Genomic DNA, 22,603 nt, shown 5'->3' on the forward strand with positions numbered 1-22,603 from the left:
ATGAGTGATCCATCAGTGAACCCCGCCCTGCCCACCCTCGTCGGAGTCCTGGGCGGCGGCCGCATGGGGGCCGGGATTGCCCACGCCTTCCTGATCAAGGGCGCAGACGTCCTGGTGGTGGAGCGCGACGACGTCTCCGCCGAGGCTGCCCGCGAACGGGTGGAATCGGCGGCTGCGAAGAGCATCGAGCGCGGGGCCGTGGACACCAACTTCGAGGAACTCACGTCCCGCCTGGCCGTCAGCACCGACTACGACGACTTCACCGGCCGCCAGTTGGTGGTGGAAGCCGTCCCGGAAGACTGGGACCTCAAGGTCACGGCACTGCGGGGCATCGAGGAACGGCTGGCAGAGGACGCGTACGTGGCGTCGAATACGTCGTCGCTGTCCGTCAACGGCCTGGCCCGCGAGCTGAAGCGGCCGGAGAACTTCCTGGGCCTGCATTTCTTCAACCCCGTGCCCGCCTCCACGCTCATCGAGGTGGTGCTGGGGGAGCGAACGTCTCCCGGACTTGCCGCCGCCGCAAAATCCTGGGTGGAGGCACTCGGTAAAACCGCCGTCGTCGTCAACGATGCCCCGGGCTTCGCGTCCTCACGCCTGGGCGTGGCCATCGCGCTGGAAGCCATGCGGATGGTGGAGGAAGGCGTGGCCTCTGCCGGGGACATCGACAACGCCATGGTCCTGGGCTATAAACACCCCACAGGGCCGCTCAAAACCACCGACATCGTGGGGCTTGACGTCCGCCTGGGCATTGCCGAATACCTGCACTCCACCCTTGGCGACCGGTTTGCGCCCCCGCAGATCCTCAGGGACAAGGTGGCCCGCGGTGAACTCGGACGCAAAACCGGGAAGGGCTTCTTCGACTGGCCCAGCTAGGAACAGTCCTTAGCCGAAGAAGTGCAGAATGTAGCCGATGAAGTACAGGAGGCACAGCAGGACCACGACGCCGATAATGCCGATCCACAGGAACTGCGTGCCCTTCCTGGTTCCGTGCTCCTCGTGACCCTGCGGGCCGGCAGTCGATGCTTCGCCCGGCGGGGTTTCGCCGGGCGGAACTCCCCCGCCAGGCTCCAGGCCGGTGATTTTGTCGTCCTCGGGATCCGGGTTGGGTCCTGACACAATAACTCCCTCGCTCGACGTCGCGGTGCTTCCCCAGCCTAACCGCCCCTTCGGCGGGCCTAGGCTGGTGCGGTGACTTTCCTTGAACCCCTTACCCTCACCGGCCGCTACGTAATCCTGGAGCCGCTGGCCGAGGAGCACCATGACGGTTTGGTGGAAGCCGCCCGGGACGGCGGCCTGTGGAAGCTCTGGTACACGTCGGTGCCCGCGCCTGGCGCGATGGCGGCGGAAATCAGGCGCCGGCTGGCCCTCCAGGAGCAGGGATCCATGCTTCCGTTCACCACCCGGCTGATCGATGGAGCCACGGGCGCCCCGGGGCGCATCATCGGCATGACCACCTACATGAACATCGACGCCGCCACGCCCCGCGTGGAGATCGGCTCCACCTGGAATGCGGCATCGGTGCAGGGGACCGGCACCAACCCGGACTCCAAGCTTCTGCTGCTCCGCCACGCCTTCGAAACCATCGGCTGCCCGGCAGTGGAATTCCGTACGCACTGGCTCAACCACCAGTCGCGGGAGGCAATTGCCCGGCTGGGCGCCAAGCAGGACGGCGTGCTTAGGAGCCACTCACGCACCAAGGACGGGAACCTCCGGGACACCGTGGTGTTCTCCATCCTGGACCACGAGTGGCCCGCTGTCCGCGCCGGCCTCGAGTACCGCCTGGACCGGCGCGGACAGGGGACGCGCTGATCCGGCGGAGGGCGGCTGCGCTGGCTTGGCCGCTTTTCGTGGCGTGCGGTCCAGGGGAGCGTGTGGTTAGCTGGGCGGGTGAGCAATCGGGGCCGGTCCATGAGCTGGGATGGGGCTGTCAACGCATGGCATGTCGCCGGCGGTGTTTACCGGATGGGGCGGCGTGAGTGGTTGACAGAGGCTGGGTGGAAGCAGGCGTTCGACGACGGCGTCCGCACCGTGGTGGACCTTCGTAATGTTGGCGAGGGGCGGCGCCGGGACACCGATCCCGTGGTGCCTGCCGCTGCCTTGACGGGCATTGATGTGGTCCATGCACCTACCGAGGAGCCGGACGATCCGCGGTTCGCGGCCTTGACCGGCCCCTACCTCAACGATCCGGCCCACTACGCGGGGAATGCGCGCCTGTTCCCGGAGAAGCTGGTGGGTGTCTTTCGGGCCATCGCCTGCGCGGCGCCCAAGGGGGACGTGCTGCTGCACTGCGCCGCCGGCCGCGACCGCAGTGGAATGGTGGCGGCCATGGTCCAGGACCTGGCCGGTGACTCCGATGAAACGATCGCCGAGGGCTACCGCCGTGCCGCCCGCGGCATCAACGAGCGCTACCGCACCCACGGGCCCCCACACAGCCGGGAGCGGTACCTCGAGGACTCGGAACTGGGGCCCCTGCTGGAGCGGCGCGGCCTCGCCGTAGTGGCGTTCGTCCGCACGCTGGACACGCGCGGCTACCTGCTGGCGAACGGGCTCAGCCCCGCCGAACTGGATGCCGTCCTGGCTATATGCCGGCCAAGCGTAGATACAATGGGACCAGTGTGACGCGTGTGACGTGAGGTGCGCTTGTTTCCTCAGTCACGTTGATCGGCAGAGAGACGGACATGAGCGGAACAGCAGCACCCAGGACCAGGACCTCCATCGAGCACCGGCGGGGGTCGAACGCGGACAAGCTGCGCCGGGTGCTCGCCCTGGGCGCGGCGGCCGGCCTGATGGCATCCTCCGCCTACGTGGCCGTGCCGGCCTTTGCCGCCGGCGAGACCCCAAGTCCCGCACCGGCTGCCGGCGTTTCCCCGTCACCCTCCGCATCCAGTCCTTCGCCGTTCTCCGGCCTTTCGGAGGCGGCGCTCGCCGACGCGGTGCAGCGGGACCTGAAGCTCACCCCGCAGCAGTTCGCGGCCGCGGGCGAGCTGGGCGCCCAGGCAGCGGCTGCAGCGGTCCAGTTACGCCAGCTCCCCGGATATGTGGGCATCCGGATTCAGGGCAGTTCGATTGTGGTCACCGGCTCCGGACAACAACTCCAGGCTGCGGTAGCCGCGCTCGCGGGGAGCATCCACGCGCTGTCACTCGAAGCACCCCCTGCCGGATCTGCCGCAGCAGCGCCGGCGGGTGTGGCGCCGTCGCCCTCTGCTCCTGCCGCCACGGCACAGGCCGGCGCGCCGGCCGCCGCATCTGCGGAGGGCCAGCGGTCCCAGCTGGCAATCAGCACCGAAGAGCTTTTCCAGGAGTATGTCCGTGACGTGGGAACGGCAGGGCTGCAGGCAGTAGTTGTCTCCTCCAGCGGCAAATTCGTGATCCGGACGGGCGGCATCGCCTCCGCGCAGTCGACGGAGGGCGGCACGGGAACGGCTTCCAACCCAGCGGCCGCAGATGCCGCGGCTCCCGGCAAGATCTCCCCGTCGCAGTTTGTCTCGCGGTACGCCAACGTGGAACTCGACCGCGGCGCCCTCCTCAAGCCGGAAGCAGCTGAGGTGCCCGGGGGAGTGGGATACCAGACGGACCGGCAGACCATCTGCTCCACCGGGTACTCTGCCTTCGACCCCTCCGGCCTGCCCGCCGTCCTCACCGCCGGGCATTGCGCCGAAGACGGCACGGCGAAGACCGCCGACCTGCTGTTCCAGGGGCTGCCCAACGGCCGGCTCGGCTCCTTCCAATTCAGCCAGTTTGGCGGTCCGGGGAACTCCACCGTCCTGAATCCCAACAGTCCCCAACCCGGCAATGTGGGCGTCGACATCGCCGTCATTGGCAGCATCCAGCAGGGCCTGGACCCGCTGCCGGCGGCGAGTACCTACGGCGATCCGTCCCAGCCGGGCCCCGACGTGAAGATCATTGGCACCTCTGCCCCGGTCATCGGAATGCCGGTGTGCCGCTCCGGCTGGCGGACCGGCTGGTCCTGCGGGCACATCAGCGCCGTGGGAGTCTTCCTGGTGGGCGGACACAATTACCCCACCGACCCAACGGACATCCGGGCGTTCAACGGATTCCTGTCGTACGACGTACAGTCCAACGGCGGTGACTCCGGAGGCCCCTGGATCAGCGGGAACTACGCGGTGGGAACCCACAGCGCGGGCGACTGGGGCGGGACACAGAACTTTGCCGTCGCCGCCACCCTGGATGACTCCCTCAAGGTGCTGCCCGGCTACCAGCTTGAACTCTTCCTCAACAAGCCCCAACTCGCCGCTCCGCCGGACGGGACGTTTAGGGCCGGCACCAGCATTACAGGCCGCGTTCCTGCTGCGCCCGCCTCCGCCGTCGCCCAAGGCTCCCAGGTGCGCATCACGTACGCGGGCCGGCAGCCGTTCGACGTGCCCGTGCAGCCCGATGGCACCTGGTCCTTTACGGCACCGGACGCACCGGGCCCGTTCAGCTTCACGGCAGAGACCGTGAACGGGTTCAGCCGCTCCGGTGCGGCGTCGCTGGACACGGTCATTTCGCCGGCGTCCCTTCCCGCGCCCACCATCACCACGGCGGCCAACCAGCCGCTGCCAGGGTTGACGGGCGTCGACGGCACTGGAACGCCCGGGGCCACCATTACCCTGTCCGGTGACGTCGCCGGCACGGCCCGGGTGGGGGCAGACGGCCGCTGGACGGTTGCCCTGCGGGCCCCGGCACCAGCCGGAAAAGTGAATGTCACTGCCGTCCAGTCCTACCCGGGCCTGGCGGACAGCCCGCCGGCCAGCGTGGCCTTCTCCGTCATGCCGCCGCAACCGTCCGTCACCAGCCTTGCGGACGGGCAGCACCTCAAGCAGGAGGCCCTCCCCGCATCCCTCCAGGGAGCCGGGCTCAACGGCGCGGACGTGGTGGTATCCATTGACGGGAAGCCGCTGCCCGGCACTGCTGGAGCGGCCGGCCCGGGCTCAACAGGATCCCGCTCAGTGGGAAGCAGCCTTGCACCGTTGGTCCTGGTGGCCGGGGGAACCTGGACGGTTCCGTTCCCCGGCGGGCTGGCCCTTGGTGCCCACACAGTGTCGGTAACGCAGGCCGTTGACGGAGTAGCCTCCACTCCGGCGCAGCTCACATTCACCATCGACGCCCCGCCGCCGGTGCTTCCCGCAGGAAACATCTCGGCCGGCAGCCTCGCTGCCACCGGCGCGTCCGGACTGCTTCCCGCAGCGCTTGCCGCGGCGGCCGCGCTCGCCGTCGGGGTCGTCCTGATGGTGCTGGTCCGGCGCCGGAGGGGACGCGCGGACTAGGTTTCAGCCGGCTCAAACCACCGCTATTTGTGGCGCTTCATCAGCAGGTTGGTGATGCGCAGGGTGCACAGGCGCTGGCCTGCCTCATTGGTGATCAGCACCTCGTGCGTAGTCAGGGTGCCGCCCAGGTGGATGGGAATGGCCGTGATGGTCACCTGGCCCTCACGCGCGGAACGGTGGTGGGTTGCGGACACGTCCACTCCCACCGCAGTCTTGCCCATGGTGCTCGCATGGATGACGGCGGCCCAGGACCCCACGGCCTCACCCACGGCAAGGGAGGCGCCGCCGTGCAGGAGGCCGAACGACTGCCGGTTTCCCTCCACCGGCATGGTGGCCACCACCCGTTCCACGGACTCCTCCAGGATCTTCACGCCCATCTTCTCGTCCAGCTCACCGAGGGTTATCTTCCAGAGCTCGTGCTCCGGGGGCTGGTTGCCGGCGGCATCCGTGGGCGACGGGGCGTTCATGGGATCTCCTTATAGGTGGGCTGATTCGGTCCTGGCCTTCTAGTGTGCAGCACGGCACTTCATGTATGGTGAATATATTACCGAACGGACGGTCAGTAATGACTGCCCCGCTTGCCTGCCCCCTTGTTGGAAGGACCGTCAACGATGACCACCACAGCCACAGCTCCCCAGGCCACGGTCGACACCGTGGAGACAGTGCCCAGCTTCGTCATGGATGCCTGGTGGACGCCCGACGCCGGCGCGTCGGCTTCCGCCGTCCCGGTCCGGGATGCGAGCACGGGGGAGATCCTGGCGAAGGTCAGCACGGAAGGCCTGGACCTCGCCAAGGTCGTGGAGTACGGCCGCACCACCGGCCAAGCTGAACTTGGCAAGCTGACCTTCCACCAGCGGGCGCTCAAGCTCAAAGAGCTGGCGCAGTACCTGAACGTCCGCCGGGAACATTTCTACAACTTCTCGTTCCAGACCGGCGCCACCAAGATCGATTCCATGGTGGACATCGACGGCGGCATCGGCGTCCTGTTCACGTTCGGGTCCAAAGGCCGGCGCGAACTGCCCAACTCGCAGGTGGTGGTGGACGGCCCCATGGAGGTGCTCTCCAAGGACGGCTCCTTCGCCGGCGAGCACATCTACACCCGCATCCCCGGCGTCGCCGTGCAGATCAACGCCTTCAACTTCCCGGTCTGGGGGATGCTGGAGAAATTCGCCCCCGCTTTCATCGCCGGCGTCCCCACCATCGTCAAGCCCGCCACCCCCACCGGCTACGTTGCCGCTGCCGTGGTGAAGGCGATCATCGAATCAAACATCCTGCCCAAGGGCTCTCTGCAGCTGGTTTCCGGCTCGGTCCGCGGCCTGCTGGACGTGCTGGACTACCGCGACCTGGTGGCCTTCACCGGTTCCGCCTCCACGGCCAAGTCCCTGAAGGCGCACCCGAACGTGGTGGAGGGCGGCGTCCGGTTCACGTCGGAGACCGACTCGCTGAACGCCGCCATCCTGGGTCCGGACGCCGTGGAAGGCACCCCGGAGTTCGACGCGTTCGTCAAGTCCGTGGTGACCGAAATGACCGTCAAGGCCGGCCAGAAGTGCACCGCCATCCGCCGGGCCATCGTGCCGCAGGAACTGGTGCCCGCCGTCTCCGCGGCCATCGGCAAGCGCATCGCGGAGCGCGTTGTCCTGGGCGACCCCCGCGGCGAAGGCGTCACCATGGGTGCCCTGGCCTCGGTGGAGCAGCTTCAGGACGTGCGCGCCGCCGTGCAGTCCATGCTCGACGCCGGCGGGGAGCTTGCGTACGGAACGCTCGATTCGCCGTCGGTCACCTCCGCCGACGGAACCACCGGGGTAGTGGACGGCGGCGCCTTTATGGCACCCGTCGTCCTGAACTGGGACAACCCGGAAGCTGAGGCCATCCACTCCCTCGAGGCCTTCGGGCCGGTGTCGTCCGTCATCGGCTACAAGGACCTTTCCGACGCCGTCCGCCTCGCCGCCCGTGGGGGCGGCTCCCTGGTGGCCTCGGTGTGCACCAACGATCCCGGGGTCGCGCGCGAACTGGTCACCGGCATCGCCGCGCACCACGGCCGCGTCCTGATGCTCAACCGTGAGGACGCCCGCACCTCTACAGGCCACGGCTCGCCCGTCCCGCACCTGGTCCACGGCGGACCCGGGCGTGCCGGCGGCGGCGAGGAACTGGGCGGCATCCGGTCCGTGCTGCACCACATGCAGCGCACCGCCATCCAGGGCTCCCCGAACATGCTTACCGCCGTTACCGGCGTGTGGCACACCGGGGCTGACCGGAACTTCACCCAGGAAACGGAAGGGACGCACCCGTTCCGGAAGTCGCTGGAGACGCTGCGGATTGGCGACGCCGTCCGCTCGGACCTTCGGCAGGTCTCGCTGGAGGACATCAGCGCATTCGCCAACTCCACCGGGGACACGTTCTACGCCCACACCAACCAGGAGGCGGCGGAAGCCAACCCGTTCTTCCCAGGCATCGTGGCGCACGGCTACCTGTTGCTGAGCTGGGCTGCCGGCCTGTTCGTGGAGCCGGCGCCGGGTCCCGTGCTGGCCAACTACGGCCTGGAGAACGCACGCTTCCTCACCCCGGTCGCGGCCGGAGACTCCATCCGGGTGACCCTCACCGCCAAGAAGATCACCCCGCGTGAAACCGACGAATACGGCGAGGTTGCCTGGGACGCCGTCCTGACCAACCAGAACGACGAGATCGTGGCCACCTACGACGTCCTCACCCTCGTGGAGAAATAACCCCCTTTCGAATTTCCGGATGCTCTATCACTTTTGGTCCCTAAACTCCGGTTTTAGGGACCAAAAGTGATGGAGCACCAGGGGCGTTGGGGGCGGGTCTTTTTGGGTCCGCCGGGCGTAAGATTCTGCCCGTAGGAGGTGGCCCCAATGACCCTCAAAATGAACACAGCCACAACCATCCTGCCGGTTGATGATCCAGCCCGCGCCCGCAGCTTCTACACGGAAAAGCTTGGACTCCCGCATCGTGGAAAGACCGACGACGGCAGCGAACTGCTCGGCACGGACGGCGGTCCCCTGCTGCAGCTGATGCCGGTCTCCGACGGCAGGCATTCCGAGCACACCGCCCTAAGCTTCGAGGTCACGGACATTGAGGAAACCGTCCGCGACATGGAGGCCCGGGGCGTGATGTTCCAGGACTACGACCTGCCCACGCTGAAGACAGAAAACCACATCTGCACCACGGAGTCGGAGAAGTGCGCGTGGTTCATGGACACCGAGCACAACATCCTGTGCGTCCATCAAAACCTCGGCGGGCAGCTCGAATACCAGGTCTAGGCAACCGGCCCACGCACGGAAGCCGAGGATGACATGTCCGCATCACACGGGCGCACAGTCCCTGCCAAGCGCAGGTTCGTCTGGCGTCCCACTACCCGCACTGGCAAAGCTGCGCTCATACTCGATGTCCTCCTGGCGGCTTTTCCGCTCTGGATCCTGCCGTCCTGGTACCTGGTGACCTTCCTGGCCGGCGCAGGCGGCATGTTCGAGTCGCCCCGCGCCATAGCTGCGAACAGCCTCTTGCAGGCGGTGGTGGCGGGTTTTGGGCTCCTCACGAATTTGGTGGCCCTGCTTATCGCCAGGGACCACTCCATCGCGTTGGTGCTGGCCGCCGTCCTGCTCTCTGCCGTGCTCGCCTACATGGGCTGGTACACCTCCGTGTTCGGGGTGCCGGGAACCTAGGATCGCCCGGCTCCGTTGAAACCACAGCAGCAGGGGTTCCCCGGTCGGATCGGGGAACCCCTGCTGCTTGTCCTGGCGGCCTGGCGTCAGCTTTCGGCGCCGCCGTGCAGGCCGTCGTCGCTGCTGTCGTCCTCGGGGCCGGTGCCGTGGCCGCTCTCGCTGCGGTCGGAGAGGTCCATGTTGCCGCGGGCCTCATCCATGGTGGGGCCGCCGGACGGGACGCTGTAGGTGTCCGGGCGGATGCCGTGCGACTGCTCCTCGATCAGGGCCTGTTCCTCGCTGAAGCGGATCACGTTGGCCTCGTCGCCGGCGTCGCCGGGGACGTCCTCGCGGATCTTTGAGGGGTCCGGGATGATGAATCCTGCCTCGGGCTCTTCCTTGGGGTGGCTCATGTGCTTTTCCTTCCTATCGGGTGGTTGTGGTGGCGGGCCTGTCGGTGAGGTCCACCTTAATGTCCAGGCTTTGGTCGCCGCGCTTGACCTTGAAGCCTACGGTGTCGCCGGGGTTGTGCTTGCGCAGTTCCGTCAGGAGCGTCTCAGGCGTTGTCAGCTGCACGCCCTCCATGGACTGCAGGACGTCGCCGGGACGGATTCCCGCGCGGCCTGCCGGACCGTCCGTGTCGGCAGCGAGCACCACCACCCCGGATCCTCCCTGGATGCCCAGCTGGGCGGCGATCTGCGCCGTGAGCTCGCCGGGAGTCAGGCCGAGGTAGGCATGCTTGGCCGTGCCGGTGGCCAACAGTTCCTCCGCCACGTCCACGGCAGTGGCGGCGGGGATGGCGAAGCCCAGCGAAACGGCCCCTGCGGACGGCGGGATGTAGGCCTCACTGATGCCGATCACCTCGCCGCGCATATTGATGACAGCGCCGCCGGAGTTGCCCGGGCTGATGGGTGCGTCGGTCTGGATCAGGTCCACCAGCGACAGGCTGTTGGACGCGGAGCCGGGGATGGAACGGTGCAGGCCGGAGATAATGCCGGCGGTGGCGGTGTTCTCAAAGCCGAGGGGCGAGCCCAGGACCAGGGCGCCCTCACCCACTTTGGGCAGGTTGCTCTGGTACGTGGGCTTCGGCAGGCCGGTTCGCTTGGCCTGCACCAGCGCCAGATCGGTCACGGCGTCGCTGGCCTTCACCGTCCCTTCAACGCGCTGCCCGTCGGCGAAACCCACTTCAACCGAGGTGGCGCCGTGGATGACGTGTTCGTTGGTGAGGATCAGCCCGTCCGCCGAGTACACCACACCGCTGCCCAGGCCGCTTTGCGTGAAGATGGTGACGACGGACGGCGACAGGTTCTCCACGAGTTGCGGCAGGTTGCCCGACGCCGTGCCGGAGTCAGCACTCCCGCCGGTTGCCGGTGCGGCAGAACCGGAGGCGGGCGCCGGTGCGGAGCTGGCCGCGGCCGACGACGGCGCCGGGCTTGAGGAGGAGCCGCTGGGTGCAGGAGGGCTTGGCGTACCGGTGCATCCGCCCAGTGCCAGGGCTGCTGTGAGCACCCCGGCGGCGAGTACCGTCTGGAGGCGGCGTGAACGCTGCGGATCACTGGCCTGGCTCATCAGGACCTCCCTGCGGATGGTGGCTTTCTACCACCGTAGCGGGGGAGCGGGAAAAATACCAAGCACCCTTATTATCCGCCCGGCGTTCCGGGAGGGGGCCGCCTACGCGTCCGCGTGCAGGCCGTCGAACGCCATGGTGATGACGTCGTCGGCAAGCCGTTCCGGGGACAGGGGGCCGCCCGGCTTGTACCACTCCACGATCGAGTTGATCATGCCGAACAGCAGCCGTGAGACGGTGCGCGGATCGATGTCCTGGCGGAGCGACCCCTCATCGCGGGCGGCTGAGATGAGCGCAGCCACCTTGTGGTCGAACGCGCGGCGCCGCTCCAGGGCGTCCCGTTCAATCTCGGTGTTCCCCCGCAGCCGCAGCAGCAGCGTGACGAAAGGAAGCCGGTCCACCAGGACAGCCACCGTCTGGCGCAGCACAAACTCCAGCCGGGCGTCAGCGGCCCCGGAGGTGGCTTCCGGCTGCTCCAGGATCGCTTCGAGGCCGCCCAGTGCGTGGTCGAGGGCGAGCTTGAGGAGGTCGCCCTTGGAGGGCACGTGGTGGTAGATGGCGGACTTGGAGATGCCCAGGTTCTCGGCCAGGATGCCCATTGAGGTGGCGTCGTAACCGTGCCGGTTGAAGACGTCGACGGCGATGCGGAGCACCGACTGCTGGTCATAGCCGGGGCGGCCGCGCTTGGCCGTGCCGTTAAGGGCAGTCCCGTTGGCGGGGCTGCCGTTGGTGCTGGCGGTTTCGGTGGTGCTGGCAGTTCTGCTGGCGCTGGGCATAGTGGCTAGTTTCTCACGAACGGTCGGTAAGTCCGGGGACGGCGCAGCACCACCGAAACACTCAGGCCTTGGGGCGGAGGTCGTAGATGCGGCGCAGCTTGCCGTTGGACCGCTCCAGCGAACCCGGCTCCACCACGTCCACGGTGCAGGAAGAACCCACGTGGATCTTGATCTGTTCCTTCAAGGTGCGTGCCGCCGTCGTGCTCTGCTCGATGGTGACGGCGTCCCGGCGCTCGATGCGCACCGTCAGCTGGTCCATCCGCTGGCCTTCGGGGCGGGTGAGTTCGAGCTGGAAGTGCGGGCTGAGCTCGGGGATGCGGAGGGCGATTTCCTCGATCTGGGACGGGAAGAGGTTCACGCCGCGCAGGATGATCATGTCGTCGCTGCGGCCGGTGATGCGGCCCATGCGGCGGTGTGCCGGGCGGGCCGTGCCGGGCAGGAGCCGGGTGAGGTCCTTGGTACGGTACCGGATGATCGGCAGCGCTTCCTTGGTCAGTGACGTGAAGACCAGTTCGCCGTGTTCACCGTCGCGCAGGACGTTTTCCTTGCCCGGGGCCGGGTTGAAGGGGTCGATGATTTCGGGGCGGAAGTGGTCCTCCCAGATGTGGCTGCCGTCCTGGGTCTCCACAGCTTCGCCGGCGACACCGGGGCCCATGACCTCGGACAGGCCGTAGATGTCGCAGGCCTTGATGTTCATCATGACTTCCAGCTCGTGCCGCATCTCCTGGGTCCACGGCTCGGCACCAAGGACGGCGAACTTCAGCGAGGTGGAGGCGGGGTCGATGCCCATGTGGGCCATGGCGTCCGCGATGGTGAGCAGGTAGGTGGGGGTGGCCAGGATGGCATCCGGCTTGAAGTCCTGGATCAGCTGGATCTGGCGTTCGGTCTGGCCGCCGGACATGGGGATGACAGTGCAGCCCAGGGCTTCGGCGCCGGCGTGGGCCCCGAGGCCGCCGGTGAACAGACCGTAGCCGTAGGCGTTGTGGACCTTCATACCCGGACGGATGCCGGAGGCGCGGAAGCTGCGGGCGACGAGCTTGGCCCAGTCGGCGAGGTCCTGCTTGGTGTAGCCGACCACCGTGGGCCGCCCCGTGGTGCCGGAGCTGGCATGGATGCGGGCCACCTCGTTCTGCGGCACCGCGAACATGCCGAACGGGTACTCCTGGCGCAGGTCCTCCTTGGTGGTGAAGGGGAAGTTGCCAAGGTCGCTCAGTTCGCGCAGGTCGGTGGGGTGGATGCCTGCTTCGTCGAACTTGCGCTTGTACAGCGGCACGCGGTCGTAGGCGTAGGCCACGGTGTGCTGCAGCCGCTGGAGCTGCAGGGCTTCGAGTTCGTCGCGGGAAATGGTTTCCTCGCGGTCCAGGACGGCGTCGGTGCCGGCGTTCGCCTCGGTGTCCGCCGGGGTGGAAACGGCAGCGGCGGGGGATTCTGGGGCATGCAGGGTCATGGTTTTCCTACTTCTTGGGGATGGTGCGGCTGCGTCCGCGGAACTCGGCGATGAGCTCGCCCGGGGAACTGGACTGGTTGGCGGGTGCCGGCGCGCCGGCGTCGGCGGCGAAGATCTGGATGTCGTAGAGGCCGCTGCGCCCGGCGCTGGAACGGCGGTCCGCGACGGCGGTGAGCACCTGGCCGCGGAACGCCGGCTTGAGGAAATTGATGTCCACGCCGGAGGCAACGGTGATGGTGTTTTCCTCGCCGGGTGCAGGCTGGATGGGGTTGCACGCGAGGGCGAACGCGGTGTCGCCGAAGGCGAAGATCATTCCGCCGTGGGCCATGCCGAAACCGTTGAGCATTTCCTGCCGGAGGGTCATCCGGATGGTGGCGTGGCCGTCGCTGACGGCGAGGACCTCGATGCCCATCCATTCGGAGGCATAGTCGTTTTCCAGGATGGGGTGGGTGGCCCCGGAAAGGGTGGTCTCAGCCATGCGTCATTGCCTCCAGCTTTATTTACCGAATGTTCATTAGGTAATCCCATGAGGGGGTCCGCTGTCAAGGGGACGGGGGATAACCGGCGACGGCGTCGCACCGTTTCCGCGGATGGACCGGCCCCCTTCATCGATTGCTCCGTAAACGTCCTTTTCGGTGCCCATAACGACGTTTACGGAGCAGTCGACGCGGGGAGAGGTGCCCCGCGCGCGGATCGAAGTGCAAGGATGGGGGAACCGGCACCGGCAAGAACAGCAAAGGGCGGACCATGGCCAAAGGCATCTACGTCAGCGCAACCACTCCTGGATCGGGCAAGTCCCTGGTCGCCCTGGGACTGGCGGACACCCTGCACCGGCACGCGGACAGGATCGGCTTCTTCAAGCCGGTGGTCCACGGCCCGTCGGCGGCCAATGACCCCATGGTGGCCCTGATGAGGTCCCGGTTTGCGCTGGACGATGACCGGTGCCGCGGCGGCCTGACCTACGACGAGGTCCGGACCCTGCTGGCGGAAGGGAACCGGGCGGAGATCGATGCGCGGTGCGTGGAGATTTTCGCGGACATCGCCCGCAACTGCGACGTGGTGATCGTGGAGGGGACGGACCTGGTGGGCCAGGACGCCGCCGTCGAGTTCGACCTCAACGCCAGGCTGGCCAACAACCTCGCCACGCCCGTGGTGGCCGTGGTGGGTGCCAAGGGGAGGACCGTCCCCGAGACCGCTGCCGCCGTCGAGGTTGCCCGCAAGGAACTGGCCGCGGAAAAGTGCGCACTGCTGGCTATCATGGTCAACCGCGCGGATGCCGATGACCTGGATGCCATCGCCGCTGCCTTGAAACCAGGTGCTTCCGGGCGTCCTGTGTACATCCTGCCCGAGCTGGAGGAGATCGCCCGGCCCACCACCGGCGAGGTGGCCATGGCCCTGGGCGTGCGGCAGATCGCCGGAACCCCGGACATGGAGCGCGACGTCAAGGACATCAAGGTGGCAGCCATGAATGTGGGCAATTTCCTGAACGTCCTGGACGAGGGTGCGCTGGTGATCGTGCCCGGGGACCGGGCCGACGTGATGGTGGCCTGCCTGGCATCCTCCTTCTCGCCCGAGTTTCCCGTGGCATCGGCGCTTATCCTCACCGGCGGCCTGGCCCCGGACGCCAACATCTACCCGCTCCTGGCGCAGGCGCCCTTCCCGGTGTTCGCTGCGGACGAGGATACGTACCAGACGGCCCGCCGGGTGTCCGAGGTGCGCAGCGAGATCTGGTCCGGCCACCGGCGCAAGGTGGCGTCGGCCCTGGGACTGTGGTCCCGCCGGGTGGACGAGGCCGAACTGGTGGAGCGCCTGCACCTCCCCAGGGCGGAGCGGATGACCCCGCTGCGGTTCCTCCACGACCTCATCGAACGCGCCCGGACGCAGCGGCGGCACGTGGTCCTGCCGGAGGGAACCGATGTCAGGATCCTGCGCGCGGCCGAGATCCTGCGCCGCCGTGATGTCTGCGACCTGACGCTCCTGGGCCCGGAGTCCCAGGTCCGGGAGCTGGCCGCCGCCAATGGCATCGACCTCACGGGCATCGATGTCATCGACCCCGCCACCTCGGACCTGCGGCAGAAGTTCGCCGAGAAGTATGCCGAGCTGCGGGCCCACAAGGGCGTGGACCTGGCCAAAGCGCTGGAGATCATGCAGGACGGAAGCTACTTCGGCACCATGATGGTCCAGCTGGGCGTGGTGGATGGAATGGTCTCGGGAGCGGCCCACACCACCGCCCACACCATCCGGCCGGCCCTGGAGTTCGTGAAGACCCGTGAGGGTGTGAAGATCGTGTCCTCGGTGTTCCTGATGCTGATGCCGGACCGCGTGCTGGTCTACGGCGACTGCGCGGTGAACCCGGATCCCAACGTGGAGCAGCTGGCGGACATTGCCCTGGCGTCCGCCGAGACCGCCGCCCAGTTTGGGGTGGAGCCGCGCGTGGCCATGCTGTCCTACTCAACCGGCGGTTCGGGCTCCGGCGAGGCCGTGGACGAGGTGCGGCAGGCCACCGAACTGGTACGGGAGCGCCGTCCGGACCTCGCCGTCGAAGGTCCCATCCAGTATGACGCCGCGGTGGACGCCTCCATCGCCGCGTCCAAGATGCCCGGTTCCTCCGTGGCGGGCCAGGCGACGGTGTTCATCTTCCCGGACCTGAACACCGGCAACAACACGTACAAGGCCGTGCAGCAGAGCTCCGGGGCCGTGGCCGTTGGGCCCGTCCTGCAGGGGCTGCGGAAGCCGGTCAACGACCTCTCCCGCGGCTGCACCGTGGAAGACATCGTGAACACGGTGGCCATCACGGCCATCCAGGCGCAGGCGCCCACGTCTATCGGTGGGTGAGCCTGTCGAAACCCTTCCTGCAGGGTTTCGGCACGCTCAACCAGCAAACTTCAAACGGACGACGCCGGCACCCGGGTGGGTGCCGGCGTCGTCCTTGTTCGCGGGCTGGGACAGCGCCTAGGCAGCTGCCTTGACCTTCAGCGGCTCGATCTTGCCGATGACGAACAGGTAGTTGGCAGCGCCGATCAGGGAAATTGCCCCGATCACGGCCAGCGGCGCGACGAACGAGCCCGTCTGGTCCACCAGGACACCGATCAGGACGGGCGTGAAGATGCCGGCCAGGTTGGAGGCGAAGTTCTGGAGCCCGCCGATCGAGCCCACGTGCCGGGAGCTGGGGGCGACGTCGGCCGGGAGCGACCAGATGCCGGTGGCGGCCACCGCGAGGCTGGAGTAAGCGATGGACAACAGGGCCAGGGCCATCCAGGCTTCCGGGACCAGCGCGGCGAACATGATGACCGAGCCGCCGGCCAGGCCGCCCGCGATGACCGTTTTGCGGACCTTGCTGACCGGGGATCCTGCCCGTACTGCACGGTCCGCAAGGTAGCCGCCGAGCCAGCCGAACAGTACGGCGCAGATGCCCGGAATGGCGCCGAAGAAGCCGAGCGTGAGGAGATTGAAGCCACGTTCCTTGACCAGGTAGCTGGGGAAGAACGTGATGAAGAAGTAGATGGCGCTGTTCAGGCAGAAGAAGCCGAACATCATGCTGAGGATGGCGCGGTATTTGAAGAGTGAACGCCAGGGGAGCTTGGCTGCGCCTTCGTCATCGTTTGCCGAGCCGCGGGCACCGCCCTCCTGGATGTAGCTGACTTCGGCAGCGTTGGCGCTGGGGTGTTCTTCCGGGCTCCGGTAGTACTTCCACCACACGGCGGCCCAGATGATTCCGAGGACGCCGATGATGATGAAGACGGCATGCCAGGACGTGAAGGCGACAATCAGGGTGACAATGGGCAGCGCGATCACTGCTCCCACCCGTGATCCTGAATCCCAGATGCTGGTGGCGAACGCCCGTTCGCGGACCGGGAACCACGTGGCCACTACTTTGGCGGCGGTGCTGGGGGCCGGGCTTTCACCGGCGCCCAGCAGGAAGCGGGCCGCAAAAAGGGACCAGAAGCTGGAAGCTGCGGCGGTGACCATGGTGAAGACGGACCACCAGAGGGCCGCCAGCGAGAACGACCGGCGGGGACCCACCTTGTCCACGTACCAGCCGGCGGCGAGCTGGAAGAAGTCGTAGGCCCAGAAGAAGGCGGCGAAAATCAGTCCCTGCTGGGTGGCGCTGAGTTGGAAGTCCTTGCCCATGAACGGCAGGGCGACGCTGAGGCTGGAGCGGTCAAGGTAGTTGATGCTGAGTCCCACGAAGGCAAGCCAGATGATCACCCAGCGTTTGCGGGTCATGAGGCGGGGCTGCCGGGGTGAGGTGGTGGTGGACGTCTTACTTCCGAGCGTAGTCATGCGGTCTCCTTCGACAGATACATGGCTTCGGGTGCGGGATGCACGGGTGGGAGGGGGAGGCGCAGAAGAGCTCGGCGCCGAAATCGTATAGGAATCTGGTTAATCATATAGAAAGTGTGATCCGGATCAAGTCCCCGGCAGAAAAAATGCATCTGTGAAGGCTGCGGCGCCCGGTGGCTTATGATTCCCCCAAGCGACTCCCCGCCCGTCAGTGCCAGCCAACCCAGTGCAAGAGGTAACCGCGTGCCCCCACGTCAATCGTCCGAAACTTCCCGCGGCAAGGCAGCCGTGCCCGATGTCTATTCGGCGATGCGTGCCTCCATCCTGGAAGGCGAGATTGCGCCCGGCACCAGGATCAACATCGACGCCGTTGCCCGCAGCCTGGGCGTGTCCCAAACGCCCGTCCGTGAGGTGCTGCAGCGGCTTGAGGGCGACAACCTGGTGGTCTACAACCCGGGCCGCGGCTACAGCACCACCCCGTTGCTGGACCTGCCGGAGCTGCGCTCGCTGTTTGAGTTCCGGCTCCTGGTGGAGCCGTGGGCAGCCCGCGCCGCTGCCGTGGACCGCCTTGCCAATCCGGCCGGTTCGCTGGAGAAGGAGCTGGGCAGCTTCCGGGCCGTCATGAAGCGGAGCAAGGACCTGCGGCAGGACCTGGTAGCCCATGACACCCGTTTCCACGACACCATTCTGGCCGCATCCGGCAACCCCGTGGTCCGGCATGCCTTTGCGCAGACCCACTGCCACCTGCACACCTTCCGGCTGTACCCGGCGGACGTTGACGGCGCCATTACGGTGGCTGAGCATACGGCCGTCCGGGAAGCGATCGAGGCGTGTGATCCCGAGCGGGCCGAGGCGGCCATGACCACCCATATCCGCAACTCGTTCGACCGCTTCGCCCAGGCCTTCGAGGGTGAACTGCCGCCGCTGGAGGACAGCGGGCCGCCGCGCAGGCGCATCATCACCTAGGTATTGGCGAACAGCCCCGGCCTGCGAAGGGCGGGGCTGTCGCGTTTCCGGAGTGGCTGCAGCCGGTAAGGGCTTGACCTGAATCACCTGTCCTATATGATTTTATAAATTCGTATAGGAATCGAATCTTTCCCTTCTCCAGTTCTGCTCCGAAAGTTGAGATCCATGCCTTCCATCACGTCCATCACCACCCAGGACGTCCGCTTCCCCACGTCCCTTGAGCTTGACGGTTCAGACGCGGTCAACGTAGACCCTGATTACTCCGCCGCCTACGTGGTCATCCGCACCGATGCGGGCGACGAGGGCCACGGCTTCGTCTTCAGCTGCGGCCGCGGCAACGAAATCCTGACAGCCGCCATTGACGCGTACGCCCGCTTGCTGGTGGGCCGTGACATCGACGAGCTGATCAGCGACCTCGGCGCAGCGTCCAGGCTCCTCATCCACGACTCCCAGCTGCGCTGGCTTGGCCCCGAGAAGGGTGTGACGCAAATGGCCTGCGGCGCCCTGGTCAGTGCCCTCTGGGACATCCGTGCCCGCCGGGACAACAAGCCGCTGTGGCTCCTCCTTGCCGAAATGACACCGGAGGAACTGGTCAGCGTGGTGGACTTCACCCACATCCGCGACGCCCTCAGCCCGGAGGAAGCGCTCGAAATCCTCCGTGCCGGCCAGGACGGCAAGGCCCAGCGCATTGCCGAACTCAAGGCCAACGGTTTCCCCGCCTACACCACCTCCCCTGGCTGGCTGGGCTACAGCGACGAGAAGCTGGTCCGGCTGAGCAAGGAGGCTGCGGCTGAGGGTTTCTCCATGATCAAGCTCAAGGTGGGCGGGGACATCGACGATGACCGCCGGCGCATGGCCCTGGCCCGCGAAGCCGTGGGCGGCCTGCCCATCGCCATCGACGCCAACCAGCGGTGGGAAGTATCCGAGGCAATTGAGTGGGTCAACCAGCTGGCAGAGTTCGACCCCTACTGGATCGAGGAACCCACCAGCACCGATGACGTCCTGGGCCATGCCGAAATCCGCAAGGGCGTGGCACCCGTCCGGGTTGCCACCGGTGAAGCCGTAGCCAGCCGCATCGTCTTCAAGCAGCTGCTCCAGGCCGGCGCAATCGACGTGCTGCAGCTCGACTCCACCCGCGTGGCCGGCGTCAACGAGAACATCGCCATCCTGCTGCTGGCCGCCAAATTCGGAGTGCCGGTCTGCCCGCATGCAGGAGGCGTGGGCCTGTGCGAGCTGGTGCAGCACTTCTCCTTCTTCGATTACGCCGTAGTGGGCCGGAGCCAGGAAAACCGCATGATCGAATTCGTGGACCACCTGCATGAACACTTTGCCGAACCCGTCCGGATCATCAGCGGCCGCTACGCTGCACCCGAACTGCCGGGCACGGGCGCGGAGATGTTCAGCACCTCCCGCGCCCACTGGGAATTCCCCAACGGCGCCGGGTGGCAGGAAGTGGGCAACCGCGCCGCCGTCACCGGCGCGGCCCTGGCCCCAGCCGGAGCCGGACGATGACCGCCGGAGCCGGTGCCGCCGTCGGCCTGGCCACGGAGCATCCCGGCGGACCCACCACCCCCGGTGCCCGGGACGCCGCCGTGGAAGCCGCGGCAGCCGCCTTTGACCAGGCCCGCCCGGCAAACCCGGACACCCGCGCACGGTGGCTCGAGGCGCTCGCCGCAGGCCTGGAGCAGGACGCCAACGGGCTGGTGGAAACAGCCGTCCGGGAAACCCACCTGGGTACCGCCCGGCTGGAGGGCGAACTGAAGCGGACCGTCTTCCAGCTGCGGCTGTTCGCGGCGGAAATCCGCAGCGGCGAGCACTTCGACGCCACCATCGACCACGACGACCCCGCCTGGGGCATGGGCCCGCGCCCGGACCTCCGGCGGTACAACGTACCCCTCGGCGTGGTGGGGGTTTTCGGCGCCTCCAACTTCCCCTTTGCGTTCAGCGTGATGGGCGGGGACAGCGCCTCGGCACTGGCAGCCGGCTGCGCCGTGGTGCACAAGGCCCACGACGCGCACCGCGAACTCGCCGCCCGCACCGCCCGCGTGGTGACCGGGGCCCTGGAAGCTGCCGGGGCGCCGTCGGGCCTCTTCTCCATGGTGACCGGCCGCCAGGCGGGTGAGGCCCTGGTGGACCATCCCCTGGTCAAGGCGGTCGGCTTCACCGGCTCCACCGCGGGCGGCCGTGCCCTGCTCAACAGGATCGCCGCCCGGCCCGAACCCATCCCGTTCTTCGGTGAACTGGGCGGCATCAACGCCGTCTTCGTGGCGCCCAGGGCATGGGCAACCCGGCGCGCGGAGATCCTCAACGGCTACGCCGGCTCCTTCACCCTGGGAATGGGCCAGTTCTGCACCAAGCCGGGACTGCTGTTCGTCCCTGCCGGCGACGCGGAGGGCATCCACGGCCAGCTTACGGAGGCGCTGGCAGGGTTCGCCCCCGCACGGCTCCTCAGCGACCGCCTGCACGCCGGTTACGCCGACGCCGTGGCCGCACTCCGGGACAGCGGGGGAGTGCGGGTCCTGCTGGAAGGTGACTTCGCGGAGGAACCGGCCCCCACGGTCCTGCACACGACGTCGGAGGAGGTCCGGAAAAACCCCGGGCTGCTGCGGCAGGAAATGTTCGGCCCGGCCAGCCTGGTGGTGGAGTACCGGGACCCGGCTGAGCTGCCCGGGCTGGCAGGGCTGCTGGAAGGGCAGCTGACCACCACCCTCCAGGCCGAGGAGGACGACGACGTCTCCGAGCTCGCTGCCCGGCTGGCAGACATCAGCGGGCGCGTTCTGTGGAACGGCTGGCCCACCGGCGTCACGGTCAGCTACGCCCAGCACCACGGCGGCCCCTACCCCGCCACCACCTCGAACACCACGTCCGTGGGGACGGCGGCCATCCGCCGTTTCCTCCGCCCGGTGGCGTACCAGTCATTCCCTGCGTCGCGGCTGCCCGCGCCACTGCAGGACAGCAACCCCTGGCGCGTCCCGCAAAGGGTCGACGGCGTGTGGCAGCACCCCGTCGAAGGCGCCGTCAGGGCCGAAGCCGGGAAGGAGGGGCAGTCATGAGCCCGGTGTCCGAGGCAGTGCGGTCTGTCCTTCCCGAGGACGCGGACCAGGCCCTGCTCATCGGCCGGGTCTGGGATGTGGAAACGGGCGGCCCGCGCGTGGTCGCCGTCAGCGGGGGCACGGTCTTCGACCTGCACCGGCTGGCGGCCACCGTTGCCGAGCTCATGGAACTGCCGGACCCGGCAGCCGCCGTCCGCTCTGCCCTGCTGGATCCCACCCTGGCCGAACCGCGCTGGGCGACTGCCGACGTCGTCCACGCCTCCCTGGCCGGGGACGCTTCGGTGGAGGGCAACGCGCCCAGGCTCCTGGCGCCTATCGACCTCCAGGTCATCAAGGCCTGCGGCGTGACGTTCGTGGACAGCATGATCGAGCGGGTCATTGAGGAGCGCTGCGCGGGAGATGCCGGCCGGGCTGCGGAAGTGCGGGAGCTGGTGGGCAGGGCGCTGGGCGGAAGCCTCGCCGACCTGCGGCCCGGCTCCGCGGAGGCGGCCGAAGCCAAGCGGATCCTGGTCGCTGAAGGGCTGTGGTCCCAGTACCTGGAGGTAGGGATCGGCCCGGACCCCGAAGTCTTCACCAAGGCGCCCGTCCTGTCATCGGTGGGACTCGGCGCTGGAATCGGGATCCCGGCCTTTTCGTCCTGGAACAACCCGGAACCGGAGCTGGTCCTCATTGCCACCTCCGGCGGGCGCGTGGTGGGCGCGACGCTGGGCAACGACGTGAACCTTCGGGACGTGGAAGGCAGGAGCGCCCTGCTGCTGGGCAAGGCCAAGGACAACAACGCGTCCAGCGCCCTGGGCCCGTTCATCAGGCTGTTCGACGGGAACTTCACCCTGGACATGCTGCGCGATGAGGAGATCCTGCTCCGCGTGGACGGCCCGGACGGGTACCTGCTGGAGGGCCGGAACAGCGTCTCCCGGATCAGCAGGCCCTTCGAGGAGCTGGTGGCCGCCACCCACGGCAAGCACCATCAGTATCCGGACGGCTTCGCGCTGTTCACGGGGACCCTGTTTGCGCCCACGCAGGACCGGGACGAGCCGGGACAGGGCTTCACCCACAAGCACGGCGACACCGTCACCATCCGCAGCCGCCACCTCGGTGCCCTCGTCAATACGGTGGGCCCGTGCGAGGAACTGCCGGAATGGACCTTCGGCCTCCGCCGCCTTTTCGAGTACCTGGCGAGGCAGCGACAGGCAGCACGGGCCTAGCCCGCCACAGCAAGAGGACGACGCCGGCACTCGGGTGAGTGCCGGCGTCGTCCTTTTAGTGCGGGGAATCAGCTGTTGTCCGGCTTGGCCAGGCTCTCCGGGTCCTCCTGCTTGGCCGGTTCGCCGGAGAGGCCCTGCGGCGTCAAGTCCAGGTCTTCCCGGTTCTCCGGCGCTTCCGGCGCTTCCCCGGTCTCGGCGGCCTTGAGGTGGCCGGTGTCGTCCAGGGCCGGGTTGGCGCCCTCCACCCCCGTGGGATCCTGTTTGCTGCCTGAGTCCGGCTGCGCGTTGAGCGGGGCGGTGCTGCTGGATCCCGTGTTGGTGGGGTCGTTCTCGTCGATCGAATTGGGCTCGTTCGTCATGGAATTGTCCTCTCGGCGTG

At 67.7% G+C, this 22,603-nt stretch carries 21 protein-coding genes; 12 read left to right on the forward strand and 9 right to left on the reverse strand.

The window, feature by feature from the left end:
- A complete protein-coding gene (locus VXJ37_RS00560; RefSeq protein WP_331321130.1) occupies nt 1-873 on the forward strand; it encodes a 3-hydroxyacyl-CoA dehydrogenase family protein in 873 nt (290 codons plus the stop codon).
- A 9-nt stretch (nt 874-882) separates the two neighbouring features.
- On the opposite strand, the gene VXJ37_RS00565 is transcribed toward VXJ37_RS00560, so the two are convergent.
- Entirely contained in the window at nt 883-1,116 is a 234-nt protein-coding gene (locus tag VXJ37_RS00565; RefSeq protein WP_141940277.1) for a DUF6480 family protein, read from the reverse strand.
- Nucleotides 1,117-1,188: 72 nt separating this feature from the next.
- Between VXJ37_RS00565 and VXJ37_RS00570 the strand changes: the two genes are divergently transcribed.
- The 3 genes from VXJ37_RS00570 to VXJ37_RS00580 all read left to right on the forward strand — a co-directional run bounded on the left by VXJ37_RS00570 (nt 1,189) and on the right by VXJ37_RS00580 (nt 5,267).
- On the forward strand, nt 1,189-1,809 hold the full coding sequence (locus VXJ37_RS00570; protein ID WP_331321131.1) for a GNAT family N-acetyltransferase: 621 nt from the start codon (nt 1,189-1,191) through the stop codon (nt 1,807-1,809).
- A gap of 99 nt (nt 1,810-1,908) precedes the next feature.
- Nucleotides 1,909-2,619 (forward strand): tyrosine-protein phosphatase, encoded by a 711-nt coding sequence (locus VXJ37_RS00575; protein WP_331321466.1) that lies wholly within the window; start codon nt 1,909-1,911, stop codon nt 2,617-2,619.
- Nucleotides 2,620-2,678: 59 nt separating this feature from the next.
- On the forward strand, nt 2,679-5,267 hold the full coding sequence (locus VXJ37_RS00580; RefSeq protein ID WP_331321132.1) for a S1 family peptidase: 2,589 nt from the start codon (nt 2,679-2,681) through the stop codon (nt 5,265-5,267).
- Between the two features lie 23 nt (nt 5,268-5,290).
- Here VXJ37_RS00580 and VXJ37_RS00585 read toward each other — a convergent pair whose 3' ends face one another.
- Nucleotides 5,291-5,734 (reverse strand): PaaI family thioesterase, encoded by a 444-nt coding sequence (locus tag VXJ37_RS00585; RefSeq protein WP_331321133.1) that lies wholly within the window; start codon nt 5,732-5,734, stop codon nt 5,291-5,293.
- Nucleotides 5,735-5,878: 144 nt separating this feature from the next.
- Here VXJ37_RS00585 and paaZ point away from each other — a divergent pair, with 144 nt between their 5' ends.
- From paaZ to VXJ37_RS00600, 3 genes are all read left to right on the forward strand, one after another.
- Nucleotides 5,879-7,990 carry a phenylacetic acid degradation bifunctional protein PaaZ gene (gene paaZ, locus VXJ37_RS00590; protein ID WP_331321134.1) on the forward strand — a complete coding sequence of 704 codons (2,112 nt, stop codon included), beginning with the start codon at nt 5,879-5,881 and terminating at the stop codon, nt 7,988-7,990.
- A 159-nt stretch (nt 7,991-8,149) separates the two neighbouring features.
- Nucleotides 8,150-8,545 carry a VOC family protein gene (locus VXJ37_RS00595; protein ID WP_331321135.1) on the forward strand — a complete coding sequence of 132 codons (396 nt, stop codon included), beginning with the start codon at nt 8,150-8,152 and terminating at the stop codon, nt 8,543-8,545.
- Between the two features lie 33 nt (nt 8,546-8,578).
- Nucleotides 8,579-8,947 carry a hypothetical protein gene (locus VXJ37_RS00600; RefSeq protein ID WP_331321136.1) on the forward strand — a complete coding sequence of 123 codons (369 nt, stop codon included), beginning with the start codon at nt 8,579-8,581 and terminating at the stop codon, nt 8,945-8,947.
- An 86-nt stretch (nt 8,948-9,033) separates the two neighbouring features.
- Here VXJ37_RS00600 and VXJ37_RS00605 read toward each other — a convergent pair whose 3' ends face one another.
- The 5 genes from VXJ37_RS00605 to VXJ37_RS00625 all read right to left on the reverse strand — a co-directional run bounded on the left by VXJ37_RS00605 (nt 9,034) and on the right by VXJ37_RS00625 (nt 13,194).
- Nucleotides 9,034-9,339, reverse strand: a complete 306-nt coding sequence (locus VXJ37_RS00605; protein WP_331321137.1) for a hypothetical protein — start codon at nt 9,337-9,339, stop codon at nt 9,034-9,036.
- 13 nt (nt 9,340-9,352) lie between these two features.
- Nucleotides 9,353-10,495, reverse strand: a complete 1,143-nt coding sequence (locus VXJ37_RS00610) for a S1C family serine protease (protein WP_331321138.1) — start codon at nt 10,493-10,495, stop codon at nt 9,353-9,355.
- A 102-nt stretch (nt 10,496-10,597) separates the two neighbouring features.
- On the reverse strand, nt 10,598-11,269 hold the full coding sequence (locus tag VXJ37_RS00615) for a TetR/AcrR family transcriptional regulator (RefSeq protein WP_331321139.1): 672 nt from the start codon (nt 11,267-11,269) through the stop codon (nt 10,598-10,600).
- Between the two features lie 61 nt (nt 11,270-11,330).
- Entirely contained in the window at nt 11,331-12,716 is a 1,386-nt protein-coding gene (paaK, locus tag VXJ37_RS00620; protein WP_331321140.1) for a phenylacetate--CoA ligase PaaK, read from the reverse strand.
- A gap of 7 nt (nt 12,717-12,723) precedes the next feature.
- Nucleotides 12,724-13,194, reverse strand: a complete 471-nt coding sequence (locus VXJ37_RS00625; protein ID WP_331321141.1) for a hotdog fold thioesterase — start codon at nt 13,192-13,194, stop codon at nt 12,724-12,726.
- Between the two features lie 269 nt (nt 13,195-13,463).
- On the opposite strand from VXJ37_RS00625, the gene pta reads away from it, so the two are divergent.
- A complete protein-coding gene (pta, locus tag VXJ37_RS00630; protein WP_331321142.1) occupies nt 13,464-15,551 on the forward strand; it encodes a phosphate acetyltransferase in 2,088 nt (695 codons plus the stop codon).
- A 117-nt stretch (nt 15,552-15,668) separates the two neighbouring features.
- Here the strand turns inward: pta and VXJ37_RS00635 are convergent, their stop codons facing one another.
- Nucleotides 15,669-17,000: an MFS transporter gene (locus VXJ37_RS00635; protein WP_331321143.1), complete on the reverse strand. Its 1,332-nt coding sequence runs from the start codon at nt 16,998-17,000 to the stop codon at nt 15,669-15,671.
- A 243-nt stretch (nt 17,001-17,243) separates the two neighbouring features.
- Between VXJ37_RS00635 and VXJ37_RS00640 the strand changes: the two genes are divergently transcribed.
- The 4 genes from VXJ37_RS00640 (at nt 17,244) to VXJ37_RS00655 (ending at nt 22,224) form a co-directional block, all read left to right on the forward strand.
- Nucleotides 17,244-17,966 (forward strand): GntR family transcriptional regulator, encoded by a 723-nt coding sequence (locus tag VXJ37_RS00640; protein WP_307308435.1) that lies wholly within the window; start codon nt 17,244-17,246, stop codon nt 17,964-17,966.
- Nucleotides 17,967-18,131: 165 nt separating this feature from the next.
- On the forward strand, nt 18,132-19,478 hold the full coding sequence (locus VXJ37_RS00645; RefSeq protein ID WP_331321144.1) for an L-fuconate dehydratase: 1,347 nt from the start codon (nt 18,132-18,134) through the stop codon (nt 19,476-19,478).
- Nucleotides 19,475-21,019 carry an aldehyde dehydrogenase (NADP(+)) gene (locus VXJ37_RS00650; RefSeq protein ID WP_331321145.1) on the forward strand — a complete coding sequence of 515 codons (1,545 nt, stop codon included), beginning with the start codon at nt 19,475-19,477 and terminating at the stop codon, nt 21,017-21,019. The genes VXJ37_RS00645 and VXJ37_RS00650 overlap by 4 nt, the downstream gene beginning before the upstream one ends.
- The gene (locus VXJ37_RS00655; RefSeq protein WP_331321146.1) at nt 21,016-22,224 is read left to right on the forward strand and encodes a fumarylacetoacetate hydrolase family protein; all 1,209 of its coding nucleotides are present in this window, start codon (nt 21,016-21,018) and stop codon (nt 22,222-22,224) included. Before VXJ37_RS00650 ends, VXJ37_RS00655 begins: the two co-directional genes overlap by 4 nt.
- A gap of 68 nt (nt 22,225-22,292) precedes the next feature.
- Here VXJ37_RS00655 and VXJ37_RS00660 read toward each other — a convergent pair whose 3' ends face one another.
- Nucleotides 22,293-22,583, reverse strand: coding sequence for a hypothetical protein (locus VXJ37_RS00660; RefSeq protein WP_331321147.1), 291 nt, complete (start codon nt 22,581-22,583; stop codon nt 22,293-22,295).
- Nucleotides 22,584-22,603: the final 20 nt, after the last annotated feature.

It is taken from the genome of Pseudarthrobacter phenanthrenivorans, from assembly GCF_036455295.1.
Classification (GTDB): Bacteria; Actinomycetota; Actinomycetes; order Actinomycetales; family Micrococcaceae; genus Arthrobacter; species Arthrobacter phenanthrenivorans_C.